Raw genomic sequence first — 26,247 nt, 5'->3', positions numbered from 1 at the left:
AAATTTGAACCAAGCGGGGTTAGGCTTTTCGGGCGACCCCGTACCGACGACCGAGGAGCGCCCCCGTGACCACCGCCCAGACCCGTATGCCGGCGCTCTACCTCAGTCACGGCGCGCCGCCGCTCGCGGACGACCCCGTATGGCCGGGTGAGCTGGCCGCCTGGTCCGCGGAGCTGCCCCGCCCCACGGCGATCCTGATGGTCTCGGCCCACTGGGAGGAAGCCCCGCTCGCCCTCGGCGCGACCGTTTCGGCCCCGCTCGTCTACGACTTCTGGGGCTTCCCCGAGCACTACTACCGGGTCCGGTACGACGCCCCGGGCGCCCCGCGGCTCGCCGCCTCGGTGCGGGGCCTCCTCCAGGCTCCCGGCACCCCGGTCCAGGACATCCCGGACCGCGGCCTGGACCACGGCGCGTACGTCCCGCTGGTGGAGATGTTCCCGGAAGCCGACATACCGGTCCTGCAGATCTCCATGCCGACGCTGGACCCGCGCCGCCTGATGGACATCGGCCGCAAGCTGGCGCCCCTGCGTGACGAGGGGGTCCTGATCGTCGGCAGCGGCTTCTTCACCCACAACCTGGCCGCGCTGCGGCACACGGGCCCGGGCGTGCCGTCCTGGTCCGCCGAATTCGACGCCTGGGGCCACGAGGCGCTGGCCGCGGGCGACCTGGACTCCCTGCTCGACTTCGAGGCCAAATCCCCGTCGGGCCGCCTGGCCCACCCCCGTACGGAACACTTCGCCCCGCTCTTCGTCACCCTCGGCGCGGCGGACGCGGCAGGCGACCTCACCGCCCGCCGCGACGCGGTGGACGGCTTCTGGATGGGCCTCTCGAAGCGCTCGCTCCAGTTCGGCTAAGCGTCGCTTAGACCGCCCGCCGTGCGCGAGGCGACCGCGCATCGCCGAGCCGGCCGTCACCTCACCCGTGCAGGCGGTCCGGCCCCAGGGTCTTCTCGTACCAGCGCACGTCCCAGTAGCGGCCGAACTTCCAGCCCGCCTCCGTGAACTCCCCGACCCGGCGGAAGCCGAAGCGTTCGTGGAGGCGGACCGAGGCCTCGTTCGGCAGGGCGACGCCGGCGAACACGCGGTGGACCGGCTCCTCGGCCAGGGCCGTGAAGAGGGCGTCGTAGAGCACCGTTCCCACGCCCCGGCCCACCGCGTGCGGGGCGAGGTAGGCGCTGGCCTCCACCGACGTCGCGTAGGCCGGTTTCGGACGGAAAGGACTGCTTGTCGCGTATCCAGCGATTCGATGGCCGGCCCAGGCAACCAGAAGGCGGTGAGGGCCGTCTTCAGGGTGGGAGTGCAGCCATGGGCGGCGCTGTTCCGGAGTGAAGACGGCCGTGTCGAAGGTGACGGCGGTCTCGCGGACGTAGTGGTTGTACACGTCCGTGAGGGCTGCCAGGTCGGCCTCCGTTCCGGGCCTGACCTGCACCTCTTCGAGTCCTTGCGGCACCCTGCCCCCTCTCGTGGCGAGGCAGGATACTGCAAGATCTCGAAAATGAGAGGGAGACGTGGGAATTCTGTCCTGATTCCAGTCGTTGTTTCCTTCGGATGCGGGCACTCGGGAGAGTGTCCGGGGACGCACACCGCACCACCGGTGCCCGTCCGGCAGCCGCACCGCGACCGAACTCATCGCAAGGGAGCACGCATGGCAACCCGCGCCGTCGCCCGCCAGCAGTCCACGAGCAGCGCTCGCGCTGTGGGCGGGGAGATCGCAGACCGCGACCTGGTCGGCATGTACCTGGACGAGATCGCACGCACCCCGCTGCTCGACGCCGCCAAGGAAGTGGAGCTCTCCCAGATCATCGAGGCGGGCGTGTACGCCCAGCAGATCCTCGACGGCGTCATCGAGCGCAAGGGCGAGACGCCCGCGCGCGAGGAGCTGGAGGCGCTGGCCGCCGAGGGTGAGCGCGCCAAGGAAGTCTTCATCCGGTCCAACCTGCGCCTCGTGGTGGCCGTCGCCCGCCGCTACCCGCGCAGTGGTCTGCCCCTCCTCGACCTCATCCAGGAGGGCAACGCCGGTCTGGTCCGCGCGGTCGAGAAGTTCGACTACGCCAAGGGCTTCAAGTTCTCCACGTACGCGACGTGGTGGATCCGCCAGGCCATCACCCGCTCCATCGCGGACCAGTCCCGCACCATCCGCCTCCCCGTCCACCTGGTCGAGGAGCTCGGCCGGATCCGCCGCATCCAGCGCGAGTTCAACCGCGAGAACGGCCGGGACCCGGAGCACGCCGAGATCGCCGCCGAGCTCGACTCGACGGAGAAGCGCGTGGGCGACGTACTGGACTGGGCGCGCGACCCGGTCAGCCTGAACATGTCGGTGGACGACCAGGGCGAGACGCAGTTCGGTGACCTCCTGGAGGACACCTCCGCGATCTCCCCCGAGCAGTCCGTGCTCTCGCTGCTGCGCAGCGAGGAGCTGGAGGACCTGCTCGGCAAGCTCGACCAGCGCACCGCGTCGATCATCAAGATGCGGTACGGCATCGTCGACGGCCGCGAGCGGACCCTGACGGAGGTCGGCAAGCAGCACGGCCTGACCCGTGAGCGGATCCGCCAGATCGAGAAGCACGCCCTTCTGGAACTCAAGCGCATGGCCCGCGACACCGGCTTCGACGCCGTGGCCTGACGCCCCCCGGACGAGCCTCGGCACCTATCCCCCCAGGTGCCGGGGCTCCCTCGCGCCCCGGAAACCAGGGCGCCGGTACGCCTCCCTCTACGCCCCGGCCCCCGCCAGCCGCGCCCCCAGCGTCCGAGCCGCCGCCGCCAGCGCGGCCGGCGCCTGCACCGTGAACGGCACCCCCGTCAGCGCCAGCCGCGCCACCAGCCACTCCGGGGCGTCCGCGGTCTCGAACCGGACCCGCGTCCGGCCGTCGCCGCCGCCCGCAGCGTCACCCGCGTCGCCGACCGCCGACTCCCGCAACCACCCCGGCAGCTCCGCCACGTCCGCCGCGAAGGTGACCTCGACCGCGTACGACGTCTCCCGGCCCCGCAGCCCCCTGCGCACGAACTCCTCCGGGTCCATCGGCAGCTGCCGCGCCACGAACCGGGCCCCCGTCGCGAACACCTCGCCCACCCGGTCCACCCGGAAGGTCCGCCAGTCCTCGCGCTCCAGGTCATAGGCGACCAGGTACCAGCGGCTCCCCGTGCTCACCAGCCGGTACGGCTCCACCAGTCGGCGCGACCGGACCCCGTCCCCCGCCCGGTACGCGAACCGCAGCCGCTCGGGACCCGCCACCGCCGACGCCATCGTCGTCAGCGTCCCCGGGTCCACGCTCGGCCCGTCCCCCCGGGCCAGCGCGGTCGTGGCCGACTGCAGCACGCTCACCCGGCGCCGCAGCCGCGACGGAAGCACCTGCTCCAGCTTGGCCAGGGCCCGTACGGAGGCCTCCTCGACCCCCTCGATCGCATGCCCGGCGCCCGCGCGCAGCCCCACCGCGATCGCCACCGCCTCCTCGTCGTCGAGGAGCAGCGGCGGCATCGCAGCCCCCGCCACCAGCCGGTATCCGCCCTCCGCCCCCAGCGTGGCCTCCACCGGGTACCCGAGGTCCCGCAGCCGCTCGATGTCGCGGCGGATCGTCCGGGAGCTCACCCGCAGCCGCTGCGCCAGCTCGCTCCCGGGCCATTCGCGCGGGGTCTGGAGGAGGGACAGCAGGGAGAGCAGCCGTGCCGGGGTGTCGGTCATGGAATCCAGGTTGCCAGCGAAATAGGACACCGCCTGACCTACATCCCGTCTAGGTTTCTCTCCATGAGCACCGAGACGTCCAAGACATCGCCCGAAAGAGAGAACGGGCCCGTACAAGAAGAGCGGACCGAGACAGCCACCGCACCCGTGAACGGCTCACCCACGAACGGCTCAGCCGCCGACCGGCGCCGCTGGCTGGCGCTCGCCATCGTGATGACCGCGGCCTTCATGGACCTGGTCGACGTCACCATCGTCAACATAGCCATACCCAGCATGCGCCAGGACCTGAACGCCTCCACCAGCGCGATCCAGTGGATCACCGCCGGTTACGCGCTCGCCTTCGCCGCCGGCCTGATCACCGGCGGTCGCCTCGGTGACATCTACGGCCGCAAGCGGCTCTTCCTCATCGGTATCGCGGGCTTCACGGCCGCCTCGCTGCTCTGCGGCATCGCCGCCAACCCGAGCATCCTCGTCGCCTCCCGCCTCCTCCAGGGCGGCATGGCCGCCATGATGGTGCCGCAGGTGCTGTCGATCATCCACGTCACCTTCCCGCCGCACGAGCGCGGCAAGGTCTTCGGCATGTTCGGCGCGATCGTGGGCCTCGGCGCCGTCTCGGGCCCGATGCTCGGCGCGCTGCTCACCCAGTGGAACCTGTTCGGCCTCGAATGGCGCCCGATCTTCCTGATCAACCTGCCCGTCGGCATCGCGGGCGTGATCCTGGGCCGCAAGTTCATCACCGAGTCCAAGGCCCCGAACGCGCTGCGCCTGGACCTGATCGGTGTCGTCCTCGCGACCGCCGCCATGGTCATGCTGATCTACCCGCTCACCCAGGGCCGGGAGAACGACTGGCCGCTGTGGGGCTTCCTCTGCATGGGGGCGGTGCCCCTCGTGATCGTCGGCTTCATCGCCTACGAGAAGCACAAGATCAAGAAGGACGGCTCCCCGCTCGTCGAGCTCTCCCTCTTCAAGGTCAGGAGCTTCGCCGGCGGTATGGCCGTCCAGCTCACCTTCGGGATCGCGACCGGCATCTTCTTCCTGGTGTGGACGCTCATGATGCAGTTGGGCCTCGGCTGGAGCGCGCTGCGCGCCGGCACCACCGGCATCCCCTTCTCCATCGCCGTCTCGGTCGCCGCCGGCATGTCCGTCCAGAAGCTCGTACCGCGCTTCGGCCGCAAGGTGCTCCAGGCGGGCGCGCTCACCATGGCCGCGGGTGTGCTCCTCTACATCTGGGAGTCCGGGCACTACGGCATGGAGATCGCCTCCTGGCAGATGGCCGCGCCGCTCGCCGTCATGGGTCTCGGCATGGGCCTGATCGTGGCCCCGCTCACCGACGCCGTGCTGTCCGAGGTGCCGCGCGAGCACGCCGGATCCGCCTCCGGGCTGATCAACTCGACCATGCAGATGGGCAACGCCCTCGGCCTCGGCCTCACCTCCGTCGTGTACTTCGGCGTGATCGAGAACGAGATGGCCTTCGGCGCCCCGTACGTAGAGGCGTTCCGCAGCGCCATGTGGTGGATCGTCGCCGTCCTCGTCGTGATCTGGGCGGTGATGTTCATGCTGCCGCGCACCTCGATCCCGATGGAGCAGCGCGAGGGTGGCTCCGAGCACCAGGCCCCGGACACGGCGCAGGCTCCGGACGCGGCCACGGACAAGGTCCCGGCCGTCTGACGCGGGCCGACTCCCGTCCACGGACATGCCCGCCCTGATGGGCGGGCATGTCCGTTTCCGTCACCGGACCCGGGCGCGAAGTTCCATGGCTCCCCGCGCGGCGGTCTCGCTCTCGTACACCTCGCACATGTGCCGCCCGTCCGGCGTCGCCGTGTGCTCGACCTCCCACAGGCTGACCTCGCTCCCGTCCAGCAGGACGAAGGCGTGCTCGTACAGGCTGAAGGCCACGTCCCGCCCGCCCGGCAGGAACGGCCCGCCGCCGAACGACTGCGTGATCTGGTGGGCATACGCCGACCGCAGGCGCTCCGCCACCGGCTTGCCGGGCCGGTCCGGGTTCTCAGCGCGGCGCAGCACCCGCCGGGCGTGGTCGGCGGACTGCTCCACCGCGTACTCCCGGTGCCGGTGCGCCGGAGCACCGGCCGCGAACAGCGCGGCCAGCGCGGCCACGTCGTCGTCGGGCTCCTCGTCGCCCGGGAGTAACGCCGGGTCCAGGGCGGCCTGGGCCGGGACCTCGCCGAACAGCCGGGCCACGGCCAGGCAGGTCTCCGCCTTGCTCACGAAGATCTCGTGCCGGACCGTCCGGTCGCCCTCCTGCCGGTACGCCAGCTCCCACAGCGCCGCCGAACCGCCGTCGGCCAGCAGGTAGGTGTGCTGGTGGGTCTCCCGCCAGACGCCCGTCGCCGGGCTGTGGTGGGTGCTGTACAGCGAAGAGCTGTGCGCGAGCGCCGTACCGAGGCGCTCGACCAACCTGTCGGGCAGGTCGAAGGAGTTCAGGGCGCGACCGAGGAGTCGGTCGAGGTGCGCCTCGGTTGTCTCGTACGGATCGCTCAAGGTGGGTCTCCAGGCCGTCGCAGCTTGTCACTTCGCGGAAGCTCAAAGTAACCCCTGGGCCTGACATCACGTCCGGCGTTCGGTAAAACGTCCGGGAAGCAACAGGGGTTCCCGCCACCCCTTCAGGTCAACTTGCGTATGGATGGGCACGGTTAGGTCCGCTCTGTGGTGGAGAGCGGGACTATGGGCCACATGGCAACGAATACAGTGGGCGTTCCCCGTCAGCAGGGGCAGCCCAGCACCCGGACCGAGAGCGAACAGGCGGCCGCACCGAGAGGGTTGGCCTGGCTGCTGGCACTGACCGGGGCGGCCGGGCTGCTGGCCTCCTGGGTGATCACCCTCGACAAGTTCCTCCTGCTGGAGGACCCGGACTTCAAGCCCGCCTGCAGTCTCAACCCGGTGGTCTCCTGCGGCAGCGTGATGCAGAGCGAGCAGGCGCAGGCCTTCGGCTTCCCCAACCCCATGCTGGGGCTGGTCGGTTACGCCGTCGTGGTGTGCGCCGGCGCGGGCCTGCTGGCCGGCGCCCGCTACCGTGGCTGGTTCTGGTTGGGCCTGAACGCGGGGACGCTCTTCGGCGTCGGCTTCTGCTCCTGGCTGATGGTCCAGTCGCTCTACGAGATCAACGCGCTCTGCCTGTGGTGCTGCCTGGCCTGGGTGGCCACGCTGCTGATGTTCTGGGCGGTCACCGCGCACAACGCGCGTACGGGCGTACTCCCGGCCCCCGGCCCGCTACGGGGCTTCTTCACCGAGTTCGGCTGGGCGCCGCCCGCCCTGCACACCGGAGTGATCGGCATGCTGATCCTCACCCGGTGGTGGGACTTCTGGACCGGCTGACGGCGGAGGGCGCGCACGAGGGCCCCGGCAGCTGGACGCCGCCGGGGCCCTCTATGCGTCACGCATCGCTCCACGGGCACGGGGCCCGGCGATCAGCTGCCGACGGAGGCGTTGCCCGAGAGGATCGGGATGTTGTCCAGGATGTGCGAGAGCGGCTCGTCACCCTTGGCCTGGGTGGAGTTCTCGGTGCACTGCTGGTTCTGCGGGTTCGACAGGACGTTGATGTCCTGGACGCCGATGTTGAGCGCGGCGATGAGCGACTGGGCGTTGACCTTGGCCGGCAGACCGATGCAGGGCTTGTTCAGCGTGCCCTGGACCAGGCTGAGCTGCGGGCTCAGGTCGCCGTGGGTCTTCTGGTTGCCGTAGATCTGCTGGGATCCGTTGCCGTTGACGGTGTTGATCCCGTTGTCGTTGCCGATGGCCATGGCCGGGGCCGCGGCGGCAGCGCCCGCGCCGACCGCAACGGCGGAGACCGCGGCGGCGGTCATGAACTTCTTGAACATCTTGTTCCTTCTGTCGCACGAGTGCCCGCTGATGGAGCGCCCTGGTCAACTGCCCTGCCAGGGGGTTGGTTCCGCTGCTTCACTCAAACGGCCTGCGGGCGGCGGGGTTTTCCCCGTCCCGGGTGAGAGGCCCCCGGACGCCTGCGCGAAGCCCGTACGAAGCCCGCAGTCACCGGATCTCCGGTTGCGCTCCGTGTGAGGTGTTCGCACGGTGGGTGAGGGAGCGGATCGCTCAAGGTCCGTATCCGCGCGACCACCAGTGAGGAACATCCATGCACTCCATGAAGCCCGCCCGTGCGCGCCGCGCCCGTCTCCTCGTCCCGTCGGCCCTCGCCGTCGTCATACTCTCCGGCGCGGCGGCCCCCGCGGGCGCCGTGGAGAGTGACCACGGAGTCGCCCACCCCCGGCGAGCGGCGGCGGCCGGTCCCGTCGACGACCTGGTGAAGGGCATCCTCGACGCCATCAAGGCCCTCCTGCCACCGGGCGTCAGCCTGCCGGACATCAAGATCCCGGAGATCAAGCTCCCCGAGATCAAGCTGCCGGAGATCCCGGGCATCAATCTCCCGGCCATCCCGGGCGTGGTGCTCCCGGCGATCCCGGGCGTGGTGCTCCCGGCGATCCCGGGCGTGGAGATCCCCGGGATCCCGGGGATCGAACCGCCCACGCTGCCGGATCCGGCGGCGCCGGTCGTGCCGGAGGTCCCCGACGTCGAGGTCCCGGCGATCCCGGACCCGCTGAGCGATCTTCCTTAACGGTCCGGACGGTGCTGCGGTTACGACTATTGAGCTGAACAGGTGTGATCGCGGACGTGGCCGTGTCGTCAGGGGAGGCGGACCGTTTCGCTCGGTGTGAGCCCCGGCATCGGGGCAGAACATCGAACAGAAGGTGCACTTCCCATGAACTCTGCCAAGAAGGCTGCCCTGGTCCTGGCCACCGCTGGTCTCGCTGCGGCCGGTGCCGCCGGCTCCGCTATGGCCGACTCGTCGGCCGAGGGCGCGGCCGTGGGCTCCCCCGGTGTCCTCTCGGGCAACCTGCTCCAGGTCCCGGTCCACGTTCCGATCAACGTCTGCGGTAACTCCGTGAGCATCATCGGCGCGCTGAACCCGGCGTTCGGCAACGTCTGCGTCAACGACTGACGTCGGCTGCACGAACCGACTGTGGGCGCCCCGGCCTCGCCGGCGGCGCCCACAGTCGTGTCGGTGTCGCTCAGTGCGCGCCGCCGTTGAGCTTCACGCCGCCCAGGAGCGGGGACGCCTGGGTGGCGCCGTTCGCAAGGCCGAGCACCTCGCCGGGCGCGTTGTTGCGGACCTCGTTGACCCTCTGGACGGTGCCCACGACCTTGTTGACGTTCTCGCCCTGCTCTGCCAGTCCGTTGCCCAGGGTCTGCGGCAGCGACTCGGAGACGGGGTTCACGGCTTCGGTCACCGCGGTCACCCCGCTCGTCAGGCTCATGGGCATCGCGGCCGGGGCCTCGGCCGCGAAAGCGGTGGCGGAGGAGCCGAGGGCGGCGACGGAGCCGACGACGACAGCGGCGACCTTCGTGAGCTTCATTATCGAAATCCTCTTCTTTTCGTGTGCAGAGGCGTCAGCGGCGACCGTCGCGCCGCTTTCGCCCTGGGTAACGATTCCCGGCCGCTACGGAAACGCCGGCGCGCACGCGGTTGGGAACAAGGGCATGACAGCGGCCGGAGAATCCGACAAGGATTCTCCGGCCGATATTTCTTCTGATTACCGGTAATGCCGGTCAGGCTTCGCGCGACCGCCGGTACAGAATGGCGCCGCCCAGGATCAGCGCCGTGGCGAGGGCCGCCGCGGCCGCGGGCTGACCCGCGCCGGTCGCGGCCAGCACGGGCGAGCTGACGTGAGCCGGTGCCGGTGCCGGTGCGGGAACCGGAGCGGGGGCCGGAGCCGGAGCCGGAGCTGCCGGGAGCTCCACCGGCTGGCTCCCGTGCGGTGGCCGGGGCGCGGGAGCCTCCGGGCCCGGGCCCGGGCCCGGGGCGGGAAGCGGTGCGGGCGCTTCCTCGACCGGGGCCGGAGCCGGCAGCGGTACGGGCGCCTCCTCCTCGACCGGGGCCGGGAGCGGCGCCGGCGCCTCCGGGGCGGGCTCGGGTCCGGGTCCGGGCGCCGGGGCGGGGAGCGGCTGGGGGGCCTCCTCGACGGGGGCGGGGAGCGGATGGGGCGCCTCCTCGACCGGGGCGGGCTCCTCCGGCGCCGGGGCCGGGAGCGGAGCCGGGTGCTCGTCGACCGGCTCGGGCATCGGGTGCGGCCGGTCGGGTGCGGGGGGTGCGGGGGCCGCGGGGGGCGCGCGGTGCGCCGGCGGGGCGGGGGGCGGCGCGGACTCGGGGTGGTCGCACCCTTCCTCGTGCTGCTCCTGGTGCTGCTCTTCCTCCGGGCCGCCGTAGCCGCCCTCCTCACGCTGCTCCTCGTGGCGGGGAGCAGCATGACGGGGAGCCGCGTGCCGCGGCGCCGGGGTCTCGTGCCGCGGCGTCTCCTGGCGCTGCTCCGGCACCCTGTGCCGCCCCACCCCTTCCCGTTCGTGGAGGTAGCGGTCGAAGGCCTCGGCGTTCTCGGGGCTGAGGTAGCGCCCGTAGTCGTAGCCGTCGCCGGTGTGCGAGCCGGTCGTGGTGACGCAGGTGTTCCCCATCGCGGGGTTGAGCGCGGCACCCCCGTCCACGCTGTTGCCGCACACGTTGGGCGCGAAGGTGATCGGTACCGAGACGCTGTTGCCCGCCAGCACACCCGGTGAATGCGAGGCCTCGGCCGTCGCTCCGGAATGTGCGTAGGCCACGCCGGTCGCGATCGACAGCAGACTCGACGCGGCCGCCGCCGTGAGCATCCCCTTGCCCAGTACCTGTCGGCTCAGTACCTGTCGCATGGGTCCTTCCCTGTCTACCGGCGCTGCTGCCGGTGCTGAATCGGAGGCGGCCCCGGAGTGCACCGCCGTGCACTCCGGGGCCACCCCGAGGAGGCTTGCCCTCGCGGGCGCAAGCGTTGCGTCAGTGGTTGACGCAGACGTTGCCGAACGCGGGGTTCAGCAGCGCGGCGACGTTCACGGTGTTGCCGCAGATGTTGATCGGGATGTTGATCGGCACCTGGACGTTGTTGCCGGACAGGACGCCGGGGGAGCCCACGGCGTTGCCTGCGGCTTCACTGTCGGCCATGGCGGGAGAGACGGCGCCGACGGCCATCAGAGCGCCGGCGGCCAGCACCACTGCCTTCTTGTACTTCATTTGATTTCGATCCTTCCCGCAGAGGCGTATCCGCTGCAGAAATAACAACGAGTGGTCCGGGAAAAAGAAACCGCGTAATTCCGGCGGCCGGCCGGGAATTCACCCCGATGGTCCGGGTGAATTCATGGGGTCCGGATTTTGCGTCACTATTCGCGGAGCCGGATCCCGGGCGGCGGATTCTTACGCGGCGAGGCCGTCGCGACCCGAAGGTGCGACGGCCTCGCAGGGACGTTCGCGGTCAGCTGCCGGCGGAGACGTTGCCGGAGAGGATCGGGATGTTGTCCAGGATGTGGGAGAGGGCCTCGTCGCCCTTGGCCTGCGTCGAGTTCTCGGTGCACTGCTGGTTCTGCGGGCTGGACAGGACCGGGATGTCCTGGACGCCGACGTTGAGCAGGGCGAGCACGGACTGCACGTTGGCCTTGGCGGGCAGGGCGATGCAGGGCTTGTTGAAGGAGCCCTGGATCAGCGCCATCTGCGGGCTCATGTTGCCGTAGGTGGCCTGGTTTCCGTAGATCTGCGCGGCGCCGTTGCCGTTGACGGTGTTGACGCCGTTGTCGTTCCCGATGGCCATCGCCTGCGGCGCCATGGCGGCGCCCATGCCCACGACCGAGGCCGCAACCGCTGCCGTGGCCATCATCTTCTTGATCATTGTCGTCCCTTTTTTGCAGGATTGCCCGGTACTGGAGCACCCGGAACAACGGCCCTGCCCCCGCTCGGGTTGCGTGGCTTCACCCGGATGCCGCCGTTTGGGGCGGCGCGGTTGACGCTCAGGCGTTCACGCAGGTGTTGCCGAACGCGGGGCTCAGCAGGGCGATCACGTTGACGGTGTTGCCGCACACGTTCACCGGGACGTCGACGGGGATCTGGAGCAGGTTGCCGCTCCCGACGCCGGGGGATCCGGCCGCGATGCCGTCCGCCGTCGCGCCGCCGCCGTGCGCGGAGGCGAGGCCCGCGCCGCCCAGCAGCACGGCGGCGCCGGCGAAGGCCAGGGTGGTGCCGCGCATCAGCGTCTTCTTCATCTCCGCTTTTCCTTTCGGTTCGAACGATGGTGCAACCCATAACGACCCGCCCGCTTCAAGGGTGCGTGCTATCGCCCAAAAGGCCGTACGAGCGAGTCCGACGTGATTTCCAGCCCGATTTCTGACAAAGTTCACTCCTGTTTTGTCCCCTTGATCGAAAATGGAGACAGGGTCATGGGTTCCTCCCGCAGAATCCTCGGCACGCTCGGTCTGCTGTCCTGCCTCGCCCTTTCCGTGAACGTCCCGGTGGCGGGGGCGATCCCACCGCGCAAAGCCCCAGCTCCCAAAGAGCTACCCCGGGTCCCGTTCACCCAGCGTTACCAGGCCGTGCAGCACGGCGGGCTGGTACGGGCCTCCAACTCCGGCATCAGCTGCCGCCGGGAGGAGTCCCCGCAGGCCGAGCCGTGCGCCGACGTGAAGCGGGGCGCGGCCGGGGTCAACGGCGACTTCGAGATGTTCTACAGCGAGGTCGACAAGGACCCGGACACCTACAACTCCACCCGGGCCGAACTCAAGGTCCCGCAGGGCGCGAAGGTCTCGTACGCCCGCCTGTACTGGGGCGGGAACCTCCGGGTGGGCGAGCAGAAGCCGCCGGAGGACAACGGCCGGGTGCTGGTCGCCGAGCCGGGCGGCGCGTACAAGGAGGTCATCGCCGACACGATGATGGGCCACCGCTCGGACGCGGGCAGCGACGCCTACCAGGCCTCCGCCGACGTGACCCCGCTGGTCCGCAAGGGCGGCGCCGGCATGTGGACGGTGGCCCAGCTCAACATCGCCATGGGCCACTCCGAGGTGGGTGCCTGGGGCGGCTGGACGCTGGTCGTCGCCTACGAGCACCCGCAGCAGCCGGTCCGCCGGATCTCGCTGTGGGACGGCTTCGAAGGACTCGCCGCCCGCGCCGGCGAGGGGCTGGTCGAGCTCGACGGCCTGGACGCGCCCCCCGGGACCGCGGGGAAGGTCGGGGTGGTCGCGTACGACGGAGACCGGGGCGTCCTCGAAGACTCACTCACCGTGACGGCCGACAGTGGCCGCCGCGTCGCCCTCAGTGACGCCGAAAATCCCTTTAATGATGTTATGAATTCCACGATCACGGAATTCGGACAACAAGCGTTCGTGCGGCAGCCCGATTATGTGAACAATCTCGGCTATGACGCGGACGTGTTCGACCTGACCCCCGCCCTCTCCGGTGGGGCCCGCAGCCTGAGTTTCAAGTTCACGGGTGAAAGCCAGGGTCATTTCCTCGGCGTGCTCTTCGTTCAGACAGACGCGCGCCGCTGAACGTAGGAGACCACTCCACCGTGCCCGCACAGCCATGGGCGGCAAAGCCCACGACCGTCCTCCATCTAGCCCAGCCCGTAGACGGCGGTGTCGCCCGGGTCGTCGCCGACCTCGTGCGCGCCCAGACCCGCGCCGGCCTGCGCGCCGTCGTCGGCTGCCCGCCCGGCGGCACGCTCGCCGAAACCGCCCGGGAAGCCGGCGCCGAGGTGCTCACCTGGCACGCAGGGCGGGCCCCCGGGCCCGGGCTGCCCGCCGAGGTGCTCGGCGTCCGGCGGCTCCTGCGCCGGGTCCGGCCCGACCTCCTGCACGCCCACAGCGCCAAGGCCGGGCTGGCCGGGCGGCTCGCCGCGCGCGGGTCCCTGCCCACCGTCTTCCAGCCCCACGCCTGGTCCTTCGACGCCGTCACCGGAGCCACCGGCGCACTCGCGCTGCGCTGGGAGAGGTACGGGGCACGCTGGGCCGACCGGGTGCTCTGCGTCAGCGAGGCCGAGCGCCGCGCCGGCGAGGCCGAGGGCGTCACCGCCCGCTGGTCGGTGATCCGCAACGGCGTGGACCTGGAACACTTCCGCCCCGGCGGACCCGAACCCGGCCCGGACAAGGCCCGGGCCCGCGCCGGGCTCGCGCTGCCAGCCGACTTCCGCGGCGACGGTCCCCTCGCCGTCTGCGTGGGCCGGCTCTGCCCCCAGAAGGGGCAGGACATCCTCCTGCGGGCCTGGCCGGAGCTGCTGGGCACCGTCCCAGGAGCCCGCCTCGCCCTCGTCGGCGACGGCCCCGACACCGAACGGCTGCGCCGCACCGCCCCGCCCGGAGTGCTCTTCGCCGGCACCGCCACCGACATCCGACCGTGGCTTCGGGCCGCCGATCTCGTTGTACTGCCGTCGCGGTGGGAAGGCATGGCGCTCGCCCCGCTCGAAGCCATGGCCTGCGGTCGCCCGGTCCTGGTCTCGGACGTCAGCGGTGCCCGGGAGAGCCTGCCGCCCGGCCAGGGACGCCTGTGCCTGGTGCCGCCGGAGGACCCGACGGCGCTGGCCAAGGCCCTGGGACGGCTCCTCGCCGACCCACGGCTCCTCGCCGAACTCGGGGAGCAGGCCCGGCAGCACGCCCGGACCGACTTCGACGTGCGGCGGACCACGGACGCGGTCACCGGTCTGTACCACGAACTGCTGGGCAGGCCCCGGCCCTCGAACCAGGAGCGCATCAGCCGATGACGATGGACAGCGCACCCGCCCGGCACACCGGGCAGGGCGGCAAGGGGCCCGCCGGCGTCACCGCCGTTCGCCGTTCCGCGACCGCCATCCACCCCCCGCGCGGGCCCAGGGCCGGCCAGGCCCGGCCCGCGGTACGCCCGAACCGCCGCCACGGGAGTACGACGGGGGTGCTGCCGCTGCTCACCGCGGACGCGCTGGCCGCCGTACTCACCGTGGCGTCGCTGTCCGGACCGGGCCTGCCGGCCCCGGCGGCCGCGCCGATCGCGGTGCTGCTCGCCGCGCTGCACGCGCAGGCCGGGCTGTACCGGCCGCGGCTCGCCCCCTCGGCCCTCCTCGAACTGCCCGTGGTGGCCGGGCGGTCCGCCGTCCTGTGGTGCACGGTCGCCACGGTCGTGGCCGCCGTGGACCCGGGCCGGGCCCTCGGCTGGAGCGTGCTGCTCACCGCCATGTGCCTCCAGGTCGTACTGGCGTGCGCGGGGCGCGGGTTCGTCAACCAGCTCCGCCGCCGCACCCGCATTCGCCGGCCCGCCTCCGTCCTCGTCGTCGGACCCGGCGCGGCGGCGGGCGCGGTGGCCGCCGCCCTGCACGGCCGGCCCGAGTACGGGCTGCGCCCCGTCGGGCTCGCCGACACCGGCGCAGCCGAGGGGGACACCGGACCCCTGCCGGTGCTCACCACCCACGAGGACGTCCGGCGCGCCGTCATCCAGAACTCCGTGCGGCACGCGGTGTTCAGCCGCCCGCCCGAGGCCGACGAACGCACCGCTTCCCTGGTCCGCCTCTTCCACGACCACGGCTGCCGGCTCTGGCTCGCCGACCCGGCCGGCACCGCCAAGATCACCGGCATGCGGGTGGCGGACCCCGCCGACCAGCTGTGGGGGTACGCAGTACAGCCGCTGCTGCCCCGGTCGGCGCGGCCGCTGGAGCGCTGGGCCAAGCGCGGCCTCGACGCCGTGCTCGCCCTGCTCGCCCTGGTCGCCGCCGCGCCCGTGATGGGGGCCTGTGCGCTGGCCGTACGGGTCTGGGACGGGCCTGGGGTGATCTTCCGGCAGGAGCGGGTCGGCCTCTACGGGCGCTCCTTCACCCTGCTGAAGTTCCGTACGCTGCGCGCCGACGAGCACGAGTCCGCCACCCGCTGGACCGTGGCGGGCGACCGCGCGATGAGCCCGGTCGGCTCCTTCCTGCGCAAGTCCTCGCTGGACGAGCTGCCGCAGCTGTGGAACGTCGTACGCGGTGACATGAGCCTGGTCGGCCCGCGGCCCGAACGGCCGTTCTTCGTCGCCAAGTTCTCCACCGTCCACCCCGGCTACGAGGCCCGGCACCGGATGCCCGTCGGCATCACCGGGCTGGCCCAGATCAACGGCCTGCGCGGGGACACCTCCATCGAGGACCGGGCCCGCTTCGACAACCACTACATCGACACCTGGTCGCTGTGGCAGGACCTGTGGATCCTCGCCCGCACCGCGGCCTCCTTCTTCCGCTTCCGGCTGGGGGGCAGCTGATGAGCCTTGCCGTAACCCTGAACGGTGTACGGTCCGACGTGCCGGGCCTGGTGCGGCGGCACTGGCCGCTGCTGCCGCTCGCCGCGACCGTGCTCTTCCTGCTCGCCCCGCTCCCGGCGGGGGACGCGGCCGCCTCCGGGAAGGTCGGTCCGGCCGATGCGGCCTCGCTGCTGCTGGTGTTCGCCTGCGTGGTGCAGGCGCTGCGCGGCCGGGTGCGGGAGCTGACCCCGCTGGGCGTGCTCGTGCTCGGGATGCCCGCCGTCGGGCTCGCGGTCGCGACGACGACCGCGGGGGACCCGCACGCCGCCCTGCCCGGCTTCGTGCGCTACCTCCAGGTGTTCGTGCTGGTCCCGGCGGCCGTGGTGCTGCTGGTGCAGGGCGCCCGGGAGTTCCGGATCGCCGCCGGGTGCTTCGTGGTCCTGGCGCTGGTGCAGGGCGCGGTGGGGGTCGTGCAGTACGCGACCCACACCGGGGCCTCCTACCAGGGCCAGGACATCCGGGCCGTGGGCACCTTCGGCCCCGGCGACGTCATGGGCATGGCCACCGTGGTGGCGTACGGGCTGGTCGTGGCGACCGCCGTCGCGCTGGCACCGGGGCAGGCGCAAAGGACCCGGCGCATCGCCGGGGGCGCGGCGCTGGTGCTGGTGCTGCCGCTGGTGCTGTCGTTCAGCCGGGGCGTGTGGATCGCCACCGTCGGCGCGGCGGTGCTGGTGATGGTGCTGGCCGGGATCCGGCGGGCGCTGAAGGTACTCCTCGCGCTCGCCGCGGCGGGCATGGTCCTGGTGGGCGGGCTCGGGGTCGGCTCCGAGATGGTCACGGAGCGGCTGACCTCCATCACGCAGGTCTCCAGCGCCCCCGACCAGTCGGTGACCGACCGCTACACGATGTGGGCCGCCGCCGAGTCGATGTGGCAGGAGCGGCCGGCGGTGGGGGTGGGGCTGAAGGGCTTCCCGGCCAACCGCGACGGACACTCCTCGCTGGGGCTTTCCTCCGGCAGCGACACCGCGGGCGCGGGGCAGGCGTACCTCCGCCAGCCGCTGCTCTCCCCGCACAACATGTACCTCCTGATCCTGAGCGAGCAAGGGCTGACCGGGCTGGTCGCGCTGGCGGGCGGCTGGGCGGCGCTGCTGGTGGCGGGGCTGCGCCGGATCGCCTCCGGCGGGCGCACGCGGGACTGCGGGCTGATCGCCACGGGACTGTTCGTGTGGCAGCTGACCGACTTCCTCTACGCGGACATCGGCGGGCCGTCCACCGTCCTGACCGGAGTGATCATCGGGCTCGCCGCCTGGTGGGCCCTGCCCTCCCCGGGGGACGCCGGTCCACCGCGTGGGGCCTCCTCGGCTGCCGGGTCCGTCTCCGGTTCGGTTTCGCGGGGCAGCGCCCCCCGGGTTGCGGCCCGCACGTGACGGACACCACGCCTTGGCGGCCCGCCTCCGGCCCCCCGGCCGGGGCGGGCCCCGCCCGTGTGCCGGGCGGCCCCGCCGTCCCCGCCCGTGTGCCGGGCGGCCCCGCCGTCCCCGCCCGTGTGCCGGATCCGGTCCCGGGGCCGCTCCGGGGCCCGGTCCTGCCCGGCTCCGGCGACGAGTCCGGACCGGGTGAGGCGGCCCGGGCCGAGGTGGGTCCGGCGGCGAAGGACCCCGGCTTCATCGCCGGAGCGATGCCCGGCGCCGCCGGGCGGTCAGGCGTGCGGGTGGCGGCCTACGCCACCGCCGACGCTTCGCGCGCCCGGGCCCGCCGCGCGGACGGAGCGCCCGCGGCGCCCGCCGCCCCCGGTGGCGGCGGACCGGCGCCGCTGGGGCGGTTCCTGGCCAAGGCCGCCGCCGTCACCGCCGGGCTGACCGCCGCCGGGGCGGTGTTCGGGCTCGTGCGGGACCAGACCATCGCGCACCTCTTCGGCGCCGGGCACGACAGCGACGCCTTCCTGATCGCCTGGACCGTGCCCGAGATGGCCTCGACGCTGCTCATCGAGGACGCCATGGCGCTGCTGATGGTGCCCGCCTTCAGCCAGGCCCTGGCCCGGCGGGCGGCCATCCGGGTCGGGCTCACCCGCAAGGAGGCCCGCGCGCAGGACCCCGTACGGCTGCTCGTGGGGGCGACCCTGCCGCGGCTCGCCGTGTTCCTGGCCGCCGTGGCCTCCGTACTGGTCGTGGCCGCGCCGCTCGTCGTCTCCGTGCTCGCGCCCGGTCTGCCCGACCCCGAACTGGCCGTCCAGTGCACCCGTATGACGGCCCTGACCGTGATCTCCTTCGGCCTCGCCGGCTACTTCAGCGCGGCGCTGCGGGCACACCGGTCCTTCGTGCCGCCCGCCGCGATCTACGTCTCGTACAACATCGGCATCATCGGCACGATGGTCGCGCTGCACGCCCTGTGGGGCGTGCGGGCGGCCGCCGCCGGAGTCGCCGCCGGCGGACTGCTGATGGTCCTCGTCCAACTGCCCTCCTTCATCCGCAACGTGGGCTTCGGCCCGCCCCGGGCCAAGGGCGCCCCGCGCAGCCAGCGCGACCGCGACCGCCCCACCCTCCTCGCCTTCGGCCTCATCGCCCCCGTGATCTTCTTCGCCGTCTTCCGGCAGTCGCAGGTGCTCGTCGAGCGGTTCCTCGCCGCCTCCCTGCCACCCGGGGCGATCTCGCACCTCAACTACGCGCAGAAGGTCGCACAGATGCCGATGGTGCTCTCCCTGATGATCTGCACCGTCACCTTCCCCGTCGTCGCCCAGGCGATGGCCGACGGCGAGCGCGAGAAGGCCCGGCGCCGGGTCGAGCAGGACCTCGCCCTCGCCGCCCTCGCCGTCCTCCTGGGCAGCGCACTCGTCATCGGCTACGCGCCTCAGATCATCCAGGTCCTCTTCGAACGCGGCGCCTTCACCCACCGGGACACCCTCGCCACCGCTTCCGTCATGCGGGTCTACGGACTCGGACTCCTCGGCCACTGCCTCGTCGGGGCACTGTCCCGGCCCTTCTTCTCGACCGCCCGGCCCACCTGGTTCCCGGCGCTCGCGATGGGCGCCGGACTGCTCGTCAACATCGTGGCCGGAGCCTTCGCCGTCGACTGGTGGGGCATCTACGGCATCGCCGCGGCCAACGCGGCCGGCATCACCACGACCGCCGTCCTGCTGCTCACCGGCCTCGGCTCGCAGATCATCGCCATCCACGTCCGCCGGGTCGCCGTCAGCATCGCCCGGCTCGCGGTGTCGGCGGCAGCGGCCTGCGCCACGGGCTGGATCGCCGGGCCCATGGTTCCCGACCCGATGCTCAGCGCCGCGCTCGGCTGCCTGCTGGTCCCCGCCATGTTCGGAGCCACCGGCGTGGCCATACGCGCCCTCGAAATCACTGCCCTGCCCGGTCAGATCGCCCAGTCCTCCTCCCAGTTCACGCAGAGGTTCCGCAATGTCCGCTGACACCGACACGGCGCCCGCCGCCGTGGTGGTCCCCGCCCGCCGGACCGCATCGCCGTGGGTCCTGATGTACCACTCGGTCGCCGAGTTCACCGACCCCGCCGAGGACCCGTACGGCATCACCGTCACGCCCCGCGCCCTGGAGGTCCAGCTGCAGTGGCTGCGCTCCCGGGGCCTGCGCGGCGTGTCGGTCGGCGAGCTGCTCCGGGCCCGGGCGGCCGGGACCGCGGCCGGGCTGGTCGGACTGACCTTCGACGACGGTTACACCGACTTCCTGACCCAGGCGCTCCCGCTGCTGCGCCGCTACGACTGCACCTCCACCCTGTTCGTGCTGCCCGGGCGGCTCGGCGTGGACAACGTGTGGGACCCGCTGGGGCCCCGCAAGTCCCTGCTCACCGCCGAGGGCATCCGCGAGGTCGCCGAGGCCGGGCAGGAGATCGGCTCCCACGGGCTGCTCCACCAGGACCTCACCGCGGCCCCCGACGACGTGCTCCAGCAGGAGCTGCGGGGCAGCCGCGACCTGCTGCGCGAGCTGACCGGGACCCTGCCCGAGGGGTTCTGCTACCCGTACGGGCACCTCGACGCCCGGGTCGTCGCCGCCACCAGCGCCGCCGGGTACGGGTACGCCTGCGCCATCGACCCCGGGCGGCTCGAAGGCCCGTACGCCCTGCCCCGTACGCACATCAGCCAGGCCGACGGAGGCGCGCGGCTGCGGGTCAAGCACCTGCGCCACCAGGTGCGGGAGCTGCGGCGGGCGGTGCTGCGGTGAAGGACCTCAAGGCCCTGCACGTCATCACCGGGCTCGGGGTCGGCGGCGCCGAGCAGCAACTGCGGCTGCTGCTGCGGCACATGCCGATGCGCTGCGACGTACTGACGCTGACCAACCCCGGTCCGGTGGCCGAGGGGCTGCGCGCCGACGGGGTCCGGGTCGTGCACCTGGGGATGCGGGGCAACCGGGACCTGGGGGCGCTGCCGCGGCTGGTGAGGTTCATCCGGCGCGGCCGGTACGACCTGGTGCACACCCACCTGTACCGGGCCTGCCTGTACGGGCGCCTCGCGGCCCGGCTCGCGGGCGCCGGGGCGACCGTGGCCACCGAACACTCCCTCGGCGAGGGCGAGATCGAGGGAAGGCCGCTGTCGGGCGGGGTGCGCGCCCTGTACCTGGCCAGTGAGCGGCTGGGGGCGGCGACCGTGGCCGTCTCGGACACCGTGGCCGCCCGGCTGGAGGCGTGGGGCGTGCCGGCCGAGCGGGTGCACGTCGTGCCGAACGGGATCGAGGCCGTCCGTTTCCGCTTCGACGAGGGCGTACGGCTGGCCGCCCGGGCCCGGACCGGGCTGCCGGAGCGGGCCTTCGTGGTCGGCGGGGTCGGCCGGCTGGTGCCGGGCAAGCGGTTCGACGTCCTGGTGCGGGCCGTGGCCGCGCTGCCGGGGGCGCACCTGCTGCTGGCCGGGGACGGGCCCGAGCGCGCCGCCCTGCGCACGCTCGCCGCCGAGCTCGGCGCGCAGAGCCGGATCCACCTGCTGGGCGAGCGGGACCCGCTGGGCGACAGCGCGGACGGCCGCACCCCGGGGATCCCGGCGCTGCTGGCCGCCATGGACGTCTTCGTCTCGCCGTCGCGGGAGGAGGCCTTCGGCCTGGCGGTGGTGGAGGCGCTGGCCGCCGGGCTGCCGGTGCTGCACGTGACCTGCCCCGCCATCGACGACCTGCCCGCCGCGCAGGCCCCCGGGGCCCGGCGGATCGGAACCGGCACGGAGGAGCTGGTCGCGGCGCTGCGCGGGCACATGGAGGCGGGCGCGCGCCGGCTGCCCGCGCCGCCGGTGGTCCGGCGCTACGACATCGCGCGCAGCGCGCGGCAGCTGCTGGACGTGTACGACCTCGCCCTTTCGGCCGCTCCGGTGCCGGGCTCCGCCCGGGCCCCCCGGGGCTCCGCCCCGGACCCCGCGCCGCACGCTCCCCGGGCTGCCGCCGAGAGGCGCGGCGCCGGCGCCCGTTGATCCCTACCCCCGCCCGCAGGACCCCGTACCTCATCCAGGAAGCGAGCACGAACATGGCCGACACCGCCGAGCAGAAGACGTCCGAGAAGAAGGCTGAGAAGCGGCCCGAGAAGAAGGCCGACCACCGCTCCGAGAAGAGGCAGCGGCGGCGGTTCAAGCGGCCTCCCATGTGGTGGCCGCTGCCCGCGTGCGCTCTGCTCGGGCTGGCCGCGGGCGGGGCGTACGGGGTGCTCAAGGCGCCCGAGTACGCCGCCACCAGTTACGTCGTCGCCGTGCCGGACGACACCACCGAGCCGGCCACCGCCCTCGGTTTCGCCCAGGCCTACGCCCGCATCGCCACCAGCAGCTCCACCCTGGCCTACGCCCAGCCCCGCGCCGGCATCGGCGCCCAGAAGCTGCGGACCCAGGTGCGGGCCGAGACCTCCCCCGAGTCCCCGATGATCGCCATCACCGGTACGTCGACCAGCCCCGCCGAGGCCGCCGACATCGCCAACGCGGTCGCCGACGCCCTGTCGCTGAGCAGCAATCAGGCCGCCAAGAACACGGGCGTGCAGCTGCTCCTCTTCAACCAGGCCGTCGCGCCCGGCGCCCCCGCCTCCCCGTCCGCCCCCATCAGCGGCGCCGTCGGGATGTGCGCCGGCGGCCTGCTCGGCGGGCTGTGGCTGCTCGCCCGGCCCGGCCGCCGCAAGGAGGAGCGGGAAGGCGGTCAGGAGAGCGGGCCGGAGAACGTGCAGGAGAACGGGCAGGAGAGCGGTCAGCCGGTCGTCGAGGAGTACGCCTCGCTCCCCGCGCAGGGTGAGCCGACCTCGGCCAAGGAGAAGGAGTCCGTGCGATGAGTCCGGGCTCCGCCGGGGCTCTGTCGGTTGCGCTGTGCCGCGACTCCCGGCAGTTCGCCGCGCTGGAGGAGCCGTGGAACCGGCTCCTGCGCGCCTGCCCCACCGCCACCCCCTTCCAGAGCCACGCCTGGCTGCACTCCTGGTGGCTGTCGTACGGCAAGGAGGGCCGGCTCCGGATCGTCCTCGTACGGCGCGGCGAGGAACTGGTCGGTGCGGCCGCGCTGATGCTCGTACACCGGCCGCTGCCGCTGCTGGTGCCGCTCGGCGGCCCCATCACCGACTACTTCGACGTGCTCGTGGCCGCCGAGTACGCGGGCCAGGTCGTCCCGGCGCTGGCCCGCGGGCTGCACCGGGCCGCCCGGGGCGCCGTCGTCGACCTGCGCGAGGTGCGCCCCGGGGCCGCCGCCGAGGCGGTGTACGAGGCGTGGACCGGCGCCCGGGGCAAGCTCACCGACTCCACCTGCATGGAGCTGCCCACGCTGCCCTTCGACGAGCTGGTCAAGCGGATGCCGGCCTCCGGCGCCCAGCGGGTGCGGGCCAAGCTCCGCAAGACCGACGCGGCCGGGATCGAGGAGCACGAGGTCACCGAGCAGGAAGTGCCGCGTGCCGTACGGACGCTGCTGCGGCTGCACGAGAAGCAGTGGCGCGGCCGCGGGGTGACCCCGGAACACCTGCGGCCCCGCTTCGCCGAGCACCTGACCCGGGCCACCCGGCGGATGGTGCGGGCGGGGGAGGGCCGGCTGACGGAGTTCCGGCTGGACGGGAAGGTGGTCGCGGCCAACGTCACGCTGCTGTCGGCAGGGCTGAGCGGCGGCTACCTGTACGGCGCCGATCCGGACCTGCGCGCGCGCAAGGTGGACGTGGCGACGCTGCTGCTGCGCTACGAGGCCGGGCGGGCGCTCGCCGACGGCCGGCCGGTGGTGAGCTTCCTGCGCGGCAACGAGCCGTACAAGAACCACTGGCGGCCCGAGACCGTGGTGAACCAGCGGCTCCTGCTGGCCACGAGCGCGCTCACGCCCCTGCTGCGGCTGCACGAGTCGCAGCTGACGGGGCGCGAGCGGGCGGTGGACGCGCTGCGGGAGGCGCTGCCGGCCGCCCGGGACTGGCGGGCGCGGCTCAACGAACTGCGGGTGCGATGACCCGTCTAGAAGGGCCAGAAGCCCGACCTCTCGTCCCAGTCGAGCTCGACGCAGACCGACTGCATGCCGACCAGCTTGGAGAGCCACTCGCCGAAGTTGAGCGGGATGCACCACTGCCTGCTGTTGACCGACGGCTTCTCCGGTTCCGGCAGCGGCCGGGGCGGCGGGGTCGGCGTGGGTGCCGCCGTCGAGGGCGCCGGCTCGGGCTTCGGCACGACCGGGCTCGGGACGACGGGGGACGGCACGGGGCTCGGGGTCGGGGTCGGGGTCGGCTCGGGGACCTCGGGCTCGGGGACCTCGGGCGTCGGGACGAGCGGGCTGGGGGTCACGGGGAGCGGGGTCACCGGGACCGGGACCTCGGGCGAGGGCTCCGGGGCCGCGGGCGTCGGGGCCGTGGGGCTCGGGACCTCGGGCGTCGGGACGGCCGGTGTGGGCACGACGGGGGTCGGGACCACGGGCGTGGGCACCACCGGGGTCGGGATCACCGGGTCGGGCTTCTCCAGCTTCAGCGCCTTGCGGAAGACCTTGGCGGACTCCGGGTTCTGCTTGCACTGCCACACGCCGTGCGGGCAGTAGTCGGTGATGGTGTGGTAGAGCGGCTTGTGCTCCTCGATCCACTTCAGCATGCGCCGGACGTACTCCGCGTTGTCCCCGCGCCGGAAGAGCCCCCACTCCGGGTAGGAGATCTCCTTGCCGTGTGCTTTCGCGAAGTCGACGTGATGCTGGAGTCCGTACGGCTGGGTGATCTGATCGTCGAAGTCCCGGCCGGGACCCTGGTCGTACGAATCCATTCCGATGACGTCGACCACGTCGTCGCCGGGGTAGCAGGACGTCCAGCCGATGGCGTCCGTACCCCTGTTCGGGGCGAAGTCGAACGTGAACTTCTGGCCGGGTACCGAGCGCATCGAGTTGACGACGCGCCTCCAGTACGCCTTCCAGTTCTCCGGGTCGGGCCCGCAGCGGTGGGAGTAGGTGCTGCCGTTCATCTCCCAGCCGAGCACGATCACCGTGTCCGGGACGCCCAGGGACACCAGCCGCTCGGCGAGCCACTTGAAGTGGAAGTCGTACTGCCCCGACGCGCCCGCCCTGATCAGCCGGGCCACCTGACGGTCGGACAGCCCGCCTTCGTTCCGCTCCTGCATGGGCACGTTGAGGACGAGCATCCGGTCGTCCTCGGCCCGGCGCCACTGCGCCCAGCTCTCCAGGAACGTGACGTTGCCCTCGATGCCCGCCCACCGGTCGCCGGGCAGGTACGTGTGCCCGACCCGGATCTTCCTGCCGCCGAGCCAGCGCGACAGGTAGGGGATCCGGGCCACGCCGGGCGGGCCGTAGTCGAGGTAGGCGCCCATGGCGATGTCCGAGCCCTGGGCCCGGTCCCTCTCGGGTTCCGCGAGGGCGGCCCCGGTGGCGAGCAGTCCGGCCGTGACCGTACCGATGCAGGTGCTCGCCAGTCGGCGGCGTGGTGTGGGCATGGCGTCTCCCGAGCTTTCCTGAACCGGTGTGCTTACCAAAGACGTTAGACATCAGATCTGACGAATGGCCTGTCCGGTGACTGCCGCATAGGCCATTCGCAGCTGCGTATCACCCCCGCTTGGTCCGACTAGGTGAAAGACACCGTTGCCATGCACGCGTATCTCAACCATGTGCCCGCAGTTCTGCTCAGACTCGATCGGAATCCGTTCCACCACGGAACCCTTGGCGCCGTCAGATCCCTTGGCCGCGAAGGCGTGGAGGTGCATGCCGTCGTCGAGGCCGGGGGAGGACCCATGGTGCGTTCGAGGTATCTGCGCGCCGTGCATCCGGGGCCGCCCGGCGGACTGGACCCCGAGGCGCCCGAGCCGTTGCTGGAGTGCCTGACCGGGGTGTCGGAGCGGATCGGCCGGCCGGCGGTGCTCGTCGCCATGGACGATCTGAGCGCCATCGCCGTGTCCCGGGTGGCGTCGATGCTGACGGACCGTTTCCGGATTCCCCATCAGCCCGACAACCTGCCCGCCCGGGTGGCCGACAAGGGCGAGCTGGCGCGGCTGTGCGCGCGGTGGGACATCCCGCACCCGGAGACCGTCGTCCCGGCGAGCGGCGCCGAGGCGGCGGAGGCGGCGTGGCGGCTCGGCCTGCCGGTGATCGCCAAGTGGAGCCGGCCCTGGCTGCTGCCGGCCGGGTCCGACGGGTTGCGGAGCACCACGCTGGTGCACACCGCCGCCGACGCGCGGCGGCTGTACGAGCGCTCCGCCGAGGCGGGGAGCCGGCTGCTGCTCCAGCGGTTCCTGCCGGCCGGGACGGACACCGACTGGTTCTTCCACGGCGCCTTCGGCCGCGGCGGGCAACCGCTGCTCGTGGGATCGGGCCGCAAGGAGCTGTCCTGGCCGGTGCGCACGGGACTGACGGCGGTGGGGCGCTGGCTGCCGGATCCGGCGGTGGAGGAGGCGGGGCTGCGGCTCGCCGGACGCCTCGGCTACCAAGGGATCCTGGACCTGGACTTCCGCCGGGACGAGCGGGGCACCTTCCGGCTGGTGGACTTCAACCCCCGCCCGGGCGCCCAGTTCCGGCTGTTCACGGATTCCGCCGGGCTGGACGTCGTACGGGCGATGTACCTGGATCTGACGGGCCAGCAGGTGCCGGCCCCCTCGGGCGGACCGGGCCGGGTGTTCGTCGCGGAGAACTACGCGCTGCTGGCGGCGGTTCGGGGCCGCTCGCTGCCGCGCCGTCCGACGGCGGTCCAGGCGGGCCCGCCGGAGCCGGGCGCGGCGCCTTCGCCGGCGGGCACGGGGACGGCGGCCGCGGCGGGGCATCCGGGCGGCCGCGGGCGGGCCCGGACGGCGGGGCCGCCGCCGAAGGCCGAGCGGGAACGGGTCGAGACCGCCTGGTTCGCCTCCGACGACCCGCTGCCGTTCCTCGCGATGCTCGGCGCCTTCCTCGGGCGCGGGTTCGGAAAGGGCGCGCGAGTCCTGCGGGGCGTCCCCGCGCAGGGGCGTCGCACGGCCCGTGCGGTGGTCCGGACACCCCGTCAGCGGGGCCGCGAGCAGCCGGAGCCCGCTCCGGCGCTCCTCCGGCCCGCGCCGCCGGAGGCATCCGCGGAGCCCGACGAGCTGGTGACCCGTTGACCCCGCCCGGGCCGGGTCGATGACCATGGAGCTG

The 26,247-nt window shown here is 72.8% G+C and carries 27 protein-coding genes; 17 read left to right on the top strand and 10 right to left on the bottom strand.

The genetic code is table 11. The features are described from left to right. Window positions 1-86: 86 nt before the first annotated feature. Window positions 87-854, top strand: a complete 768-nt coding sequence (locus OG737_RS11880) for a class III extradiol ring-cleavage dioxygenase (protein WP_328930311.1) — start codon at window positions 87-89, stop codon at window positions 852-854. Between the two features lie 61 nt (window positions 855-915). Here OG737_RS11880 and OG737_RS11875 read toward each other — a convergent pair whose 3' ends face one another. After that, a complete protein-coding gene (locus OG737_RS11875) occupies window positions 916-1,449 on the bottom strand; it encodes a GNAT family N-acetyltransferase (protein ID WP_405921502.1) in 534 nt (177 codons plus the stop codon). A 195-nt stretch (window positions 1,450-1,644) separates the two neighbouring features. On the opposite strand from OG737_RS11875, the gene OG737_RS11870 reads away from it, so the two are divergent. Further along, window positions 1,645-2,622 carry a sigma-70 family RNA polymerase sigma factor gene (locus OG737_RS11870; protein WP_328926156.1) on the top strand — a complete coding sequence of 326 codons (978 nt, stop codon included), beginning with the start codon at window positions 1,645-1,647 and terminating at the stop codon, window positions 2,620-2,622. An 87-nt stretch (window positions 2,623-2,709) separates the two neighbouring features. On the opposite strand, the gene OG737_RS11865 is transcribed toward OG737_RS11870, so the two are convergent. Then, on the bottom strand, window positions 2,710-3,678 hold the full coding sequence (locus OG737_RS11865; protein WP_328926155.1) for a WYL domain-containing protein: 969 nt from the start codon (window positions 3,676-3,678) through the stop codon (window positions 2,710-2,712). A 63-nt stretch (window positions 3,679-3,741) separates the two neighbouring features. Between OG737_RS11865 and OG737_RS11860 the strand changes: the two genes are divergently transcribed. Next, the gene (locus tag OG737_RS11860; RefSeq protein ID WP_328926154.1) at window positions 3,742-5,346 is read left to right on the top strand and encodes an MFS transporter; all 1,605 of its coding nucleotides are present in this window, start codon (window positions 3,742-3,744) and stop codon (window positions 5,344-5,346) included. 60 nt (window positions 5,347-5,406) lie between these two features. Here the strand turns inward: OG737_RS11860 and OG737_RS11855 are convergent, their stop codons facing one another. After that, window positions 5,407-6,177, bottom strand: coding sequence for a DUF6227 family protein (locus OG737_RS11855; protein ID WP_328926153.1), 771 nt, complete (start codon window positions 6,175-6,177; stop codon window positions 5,407-5,409). Window positions 6,178-6,369: 192 nt separating this feature from the next. On the opposite strand from OG737_RS11855, the gene OG737_RS11850 reads away from it, so the two are divergent. Then, window positions 6,370-7,011: a vitamin K epoxide reductase family protein gene (locus OG737_RS11850; RefSeq protein ID WP_328926152.1), complete on the top strand. Its 642-nt coding sequence runs from the start codon at window positions 6,370-6,372 to the stop codon at window positions 7,009-7,011. A 92-nt stretch (window positions 7,012-7,103) separates the two neighbouring features. On the opposite strand, the gene OG737_RS11845 is transcribed toward OG737_RS11850, so the two are convergent. Continuing rightward, window positions 7,104-7,514 carry a rodlin gene (locus OG737_RS11845; RefSeq protein WP_328926151.1) on the bottom strand — a complete coding sequence of 137 codons (411 nt, stop codon included), beginning with the start codon at window positions 7,512-7,514 and terminating at the stop codon, window positions 7,104-7,106. A 272-nt stretch (window positions 7,515-7,786) separates the two neighbouring features. Between OG737_RS11845 and OG737_RS11840 the strand changes: the two genes are divergently transcribed. Then, complete coding sequence (locus OG737_RS11840) at window positions 7,787-8,266, top strand: hypothetical protein (RefSeq protein ID WP_405921501.1); 480 nt, start codon at window positions 7,787-7,789, stop codon at window positions 8,264-8,266. 144 nt (window positions 8,267-8,410) lie between these two features. Beyond that, window positions 8,411-8,650, top strand: a complete 240-nt coding sequence (locus tag OG737_RS11835; RefSeq protein ID WP_328926149.1) for a chaplin — start codon at window positions 8,411-8,413, stop codon at window positions 8,648-8,650. 70 nt (window positions 8,651-8,720) lie between these two features. Here the strand turns inward: OG737_RS11835 and OG737_RS11830 are convergent, their stop codons facing one another. Then, complete coding sequence (locus OG737_RS11830; protein ID WP_328926148.1) at window positions 8,721-9,065, bottom strand: hypothetical protein; 345 nt, start codon at window positions 9,063-9,065, stop codon at window positions 8,721-8,723. On the opposite strand from OG737_RS11830, the gene OG737_RS11825 reads away from it, so the two are divergent. Then, entirely contained in the window at window positions 9,055-9,252 is a 198-nt protein-coding gene (locus OG737_RS11825) for a hypothetical protein (RefSeq protein ID WP_328926147.1), read from the top strand. The two genes, OG737_RS11830 and OG737_RS11825, sit on opposite strands and share 11 nt — an antisense overlap. Before the next feature lie 6 nt (window positions 9,253-9,258). Here OG737_RS11825 and OG737_RS11820 read toward each other — a convergent pair whose 3' ends face one another. The 4 genes from OG737_RS11820 to OG737_RS11805 form a co-directional block, all read right to left on the bottom strand. Next, entirely contained in the window at window positions 9,259-10,389 is a 1,131-nt protein-coding gene (locus OG737_RS11820) for a chaplin (RefSeq protein WP_405921500.1), read from the bottom strand. 121 nt (window positions 10,390-10,510) lie between these two features. Beyond that, entirely contained in the window at window positions 10,511-10,744 is a 234-nt protein-coding gene (locus tag OG737_RS11815; RefSeq protein WP_328926145.1) for a chaplin, read from the bottom strand. Between the two features lie 238 nt (window positions 10,745-10,982). Beyond that, entirely contained in the window at window positions 10,983-11,393 is a 411-nt protein-coding gene (locus OG737_RS11810; protein ID WP_328926144.1) for a rodlin, read from the bottom strand. Window positions 11,394-11,511: 118 nt separating this feature from the next. Beyond that, window positions 11,512-11,763, bottom strand: coding sequence for a chaplin (locus OG737_RS11805; RefSeq protein WP_328926143.1), 252 nt, complete (start codon window positions 11,761-11,763; stop codon window positions 11,512-11,514). 102 nt (window positions 11,764-11,865) lie between these two features. Here OG737_RS11805 and OG737_RS11800 point away from each other — a divergent pair, with 102 nt between their 5' ends. From OG737_RS11800 to OG737_RS11760, 9 genes are all read left to right on the top strand, one after another. After that, complete coding sequence (locus OG737_RS11800; RefSeq protein ID WP_405921499.1) at window positions 11,866-13,041, top strand: DUF3344 domain-containing protein; 1,176 nt, start codon at window positions 11,866-11,868, stop codon at window positions 13,039-13,041. Between the two features lie 20 nt (window positions 13,042-13,061). Beyond that, window positions 13,062-14,249, top strand: coding sequence for a glycosyltransferase family 4 protein (locus OG737_RS11795; RefSeq protein WP_328926141.1), 1,188 nt, complete (start codon window positions 13,062-13,064; stop codon window positions 14,247-14,249). Continuing rightward, window positions 14,246-15,748 carry an exopolysaccharide biosynthesis polyprenyl glycosylphosphotransferase gene (locus OG737_RS11790; protein WP_405679768.1) on the top strand — a complete coding sequence of 501 codons (1,503 nt, stop codon included), beginning with the start codon at window positions 14,246-14,248 and terminating at the stop codon, window positions 15,746-15,748. Before OG737_RS11795 ends, OG737_RS11790 begins: the two co-directional genes overlap by 4 nt. Next, window positions 15,748-17,154, top strand: a complete 1,407-nt coding sequence (locus OG737_RS11785; protein ID WP_328926140.1) for an O-antigen ligase family protein — start codon at window positions 15,748-15,750, stop codon at window positions 17,152-17,154. The genes OG737_RS11790 and OG737_RS11785 overlap by 1 nt, the downstream gene beginning before the upstream one ends. Before the next feature lie 251 nt (window positions 17,155-17,405). Continuing rightward, window positions 17,406-19,145 carry a lipid II flippase MurJ gene (locus OG737_RS11780; protein ID WP_328930309.1) on the top strand — a complete coding sequence of 580 codons (1,740 nt, stop codon included), beginning with the start codon at window positions 17,406-17,408 and terminating at the stop codon, window positions 19,143-19,145. Beyond that, on the top strand, window positions 19,135-19,911 hold the full coding sequence (locus tag OG737_RS11775) for a polysaccharide deacetylase family protein (protein WP_405679773.1): 777 nt from the start codon (window positions 19,135-19,137) through the stop codon (window positions 19,909-19,911). Before OG737_RS11780 ends, OG737_RS11775 begins: the two co-directional genes overlap by 11 nt. Then, complete coding sequence (locus OG737_RS11770; RefSeq protein ID WP_405921498.1) at window positions 19,908-21,137, top strand: glycosyltransferase; 1,230 nt, start codon at window positions 19,908-19,910, stop codon at window positions 21,135-21,137. Before OG737_RS11775 ends, OG737_RS11770 begins: the two co-directional genes overlap by 4 nt. Before the next feature lie 53 nt (window positions 21,138-21,190). Then, complete coding sequence (locus OG737_RS11765; protein ID WP_328926137.1) at window positions 21,191-21,973, top strand: lipopolysaccharide biosynthesis protein; 783 nt, start codon at window positions 21,191-21,193, stop codon at window positions 21,971-21,973. Further along, window positions 21,970-23,112, top strand: coding sequence for a GNAT family N-acetyltransferase (locus tag OG737_RS11760; protein WP_328926136.1), 1,143 nt, complete (start codon window positions 21,970-21,972; stop codon window positions 23,110-23,112). The genes OG737_RS11765 and OG737_RS11760 overlap by 4 nt, the downstream gene beginning before the upstream one ends. A 5-nt stretch (window positions 23,113-23,117) precedes the next feature. On the opposite strand, the gene OG737_RS11755 is transcribed toward OG737_RS11760, so the two are convergent. Beyond that, entirely contained in the window at window positions 23,118-24,584 is a 1,467-nt protein-coding gene (locus OG737_RS11755; protein WP_405679777.1) for a glycoside hydrolase family 26 protein, read from the bottom strand. Between the two features lie 294 nt (window positions 24,585-24,878). On the opposite strand from OG737_RS11755, the gene OG737_RS11750 reads away from it, so the two are divergent. Further along, complete coding sequence (locus OG737_RS11750) at window positions 24,879-26,213, top strand: ATP-grasp domain-containing protein (RefSeq protein ID WP_405679778.1); 1,335 nt, start codon at window positions 24,879-24,881, stop codon at window positions 26,211-26,213. Window positions 26,214-26,247: the final 34 nt, after the last annotated feature.

Source organism: Streptomyces sp. NBC_00122, assembly GCF_045160845.1.
GTDB lineage: Bacteria > Actinomycetota > Actinomycetes > Streptomycetales > Streptomycetaceae > Streptomyces.
Note: the sequence above shows the minus strand (reverse complement) of the source record. Positions and strands in the feature narration are given on the sequence as shown.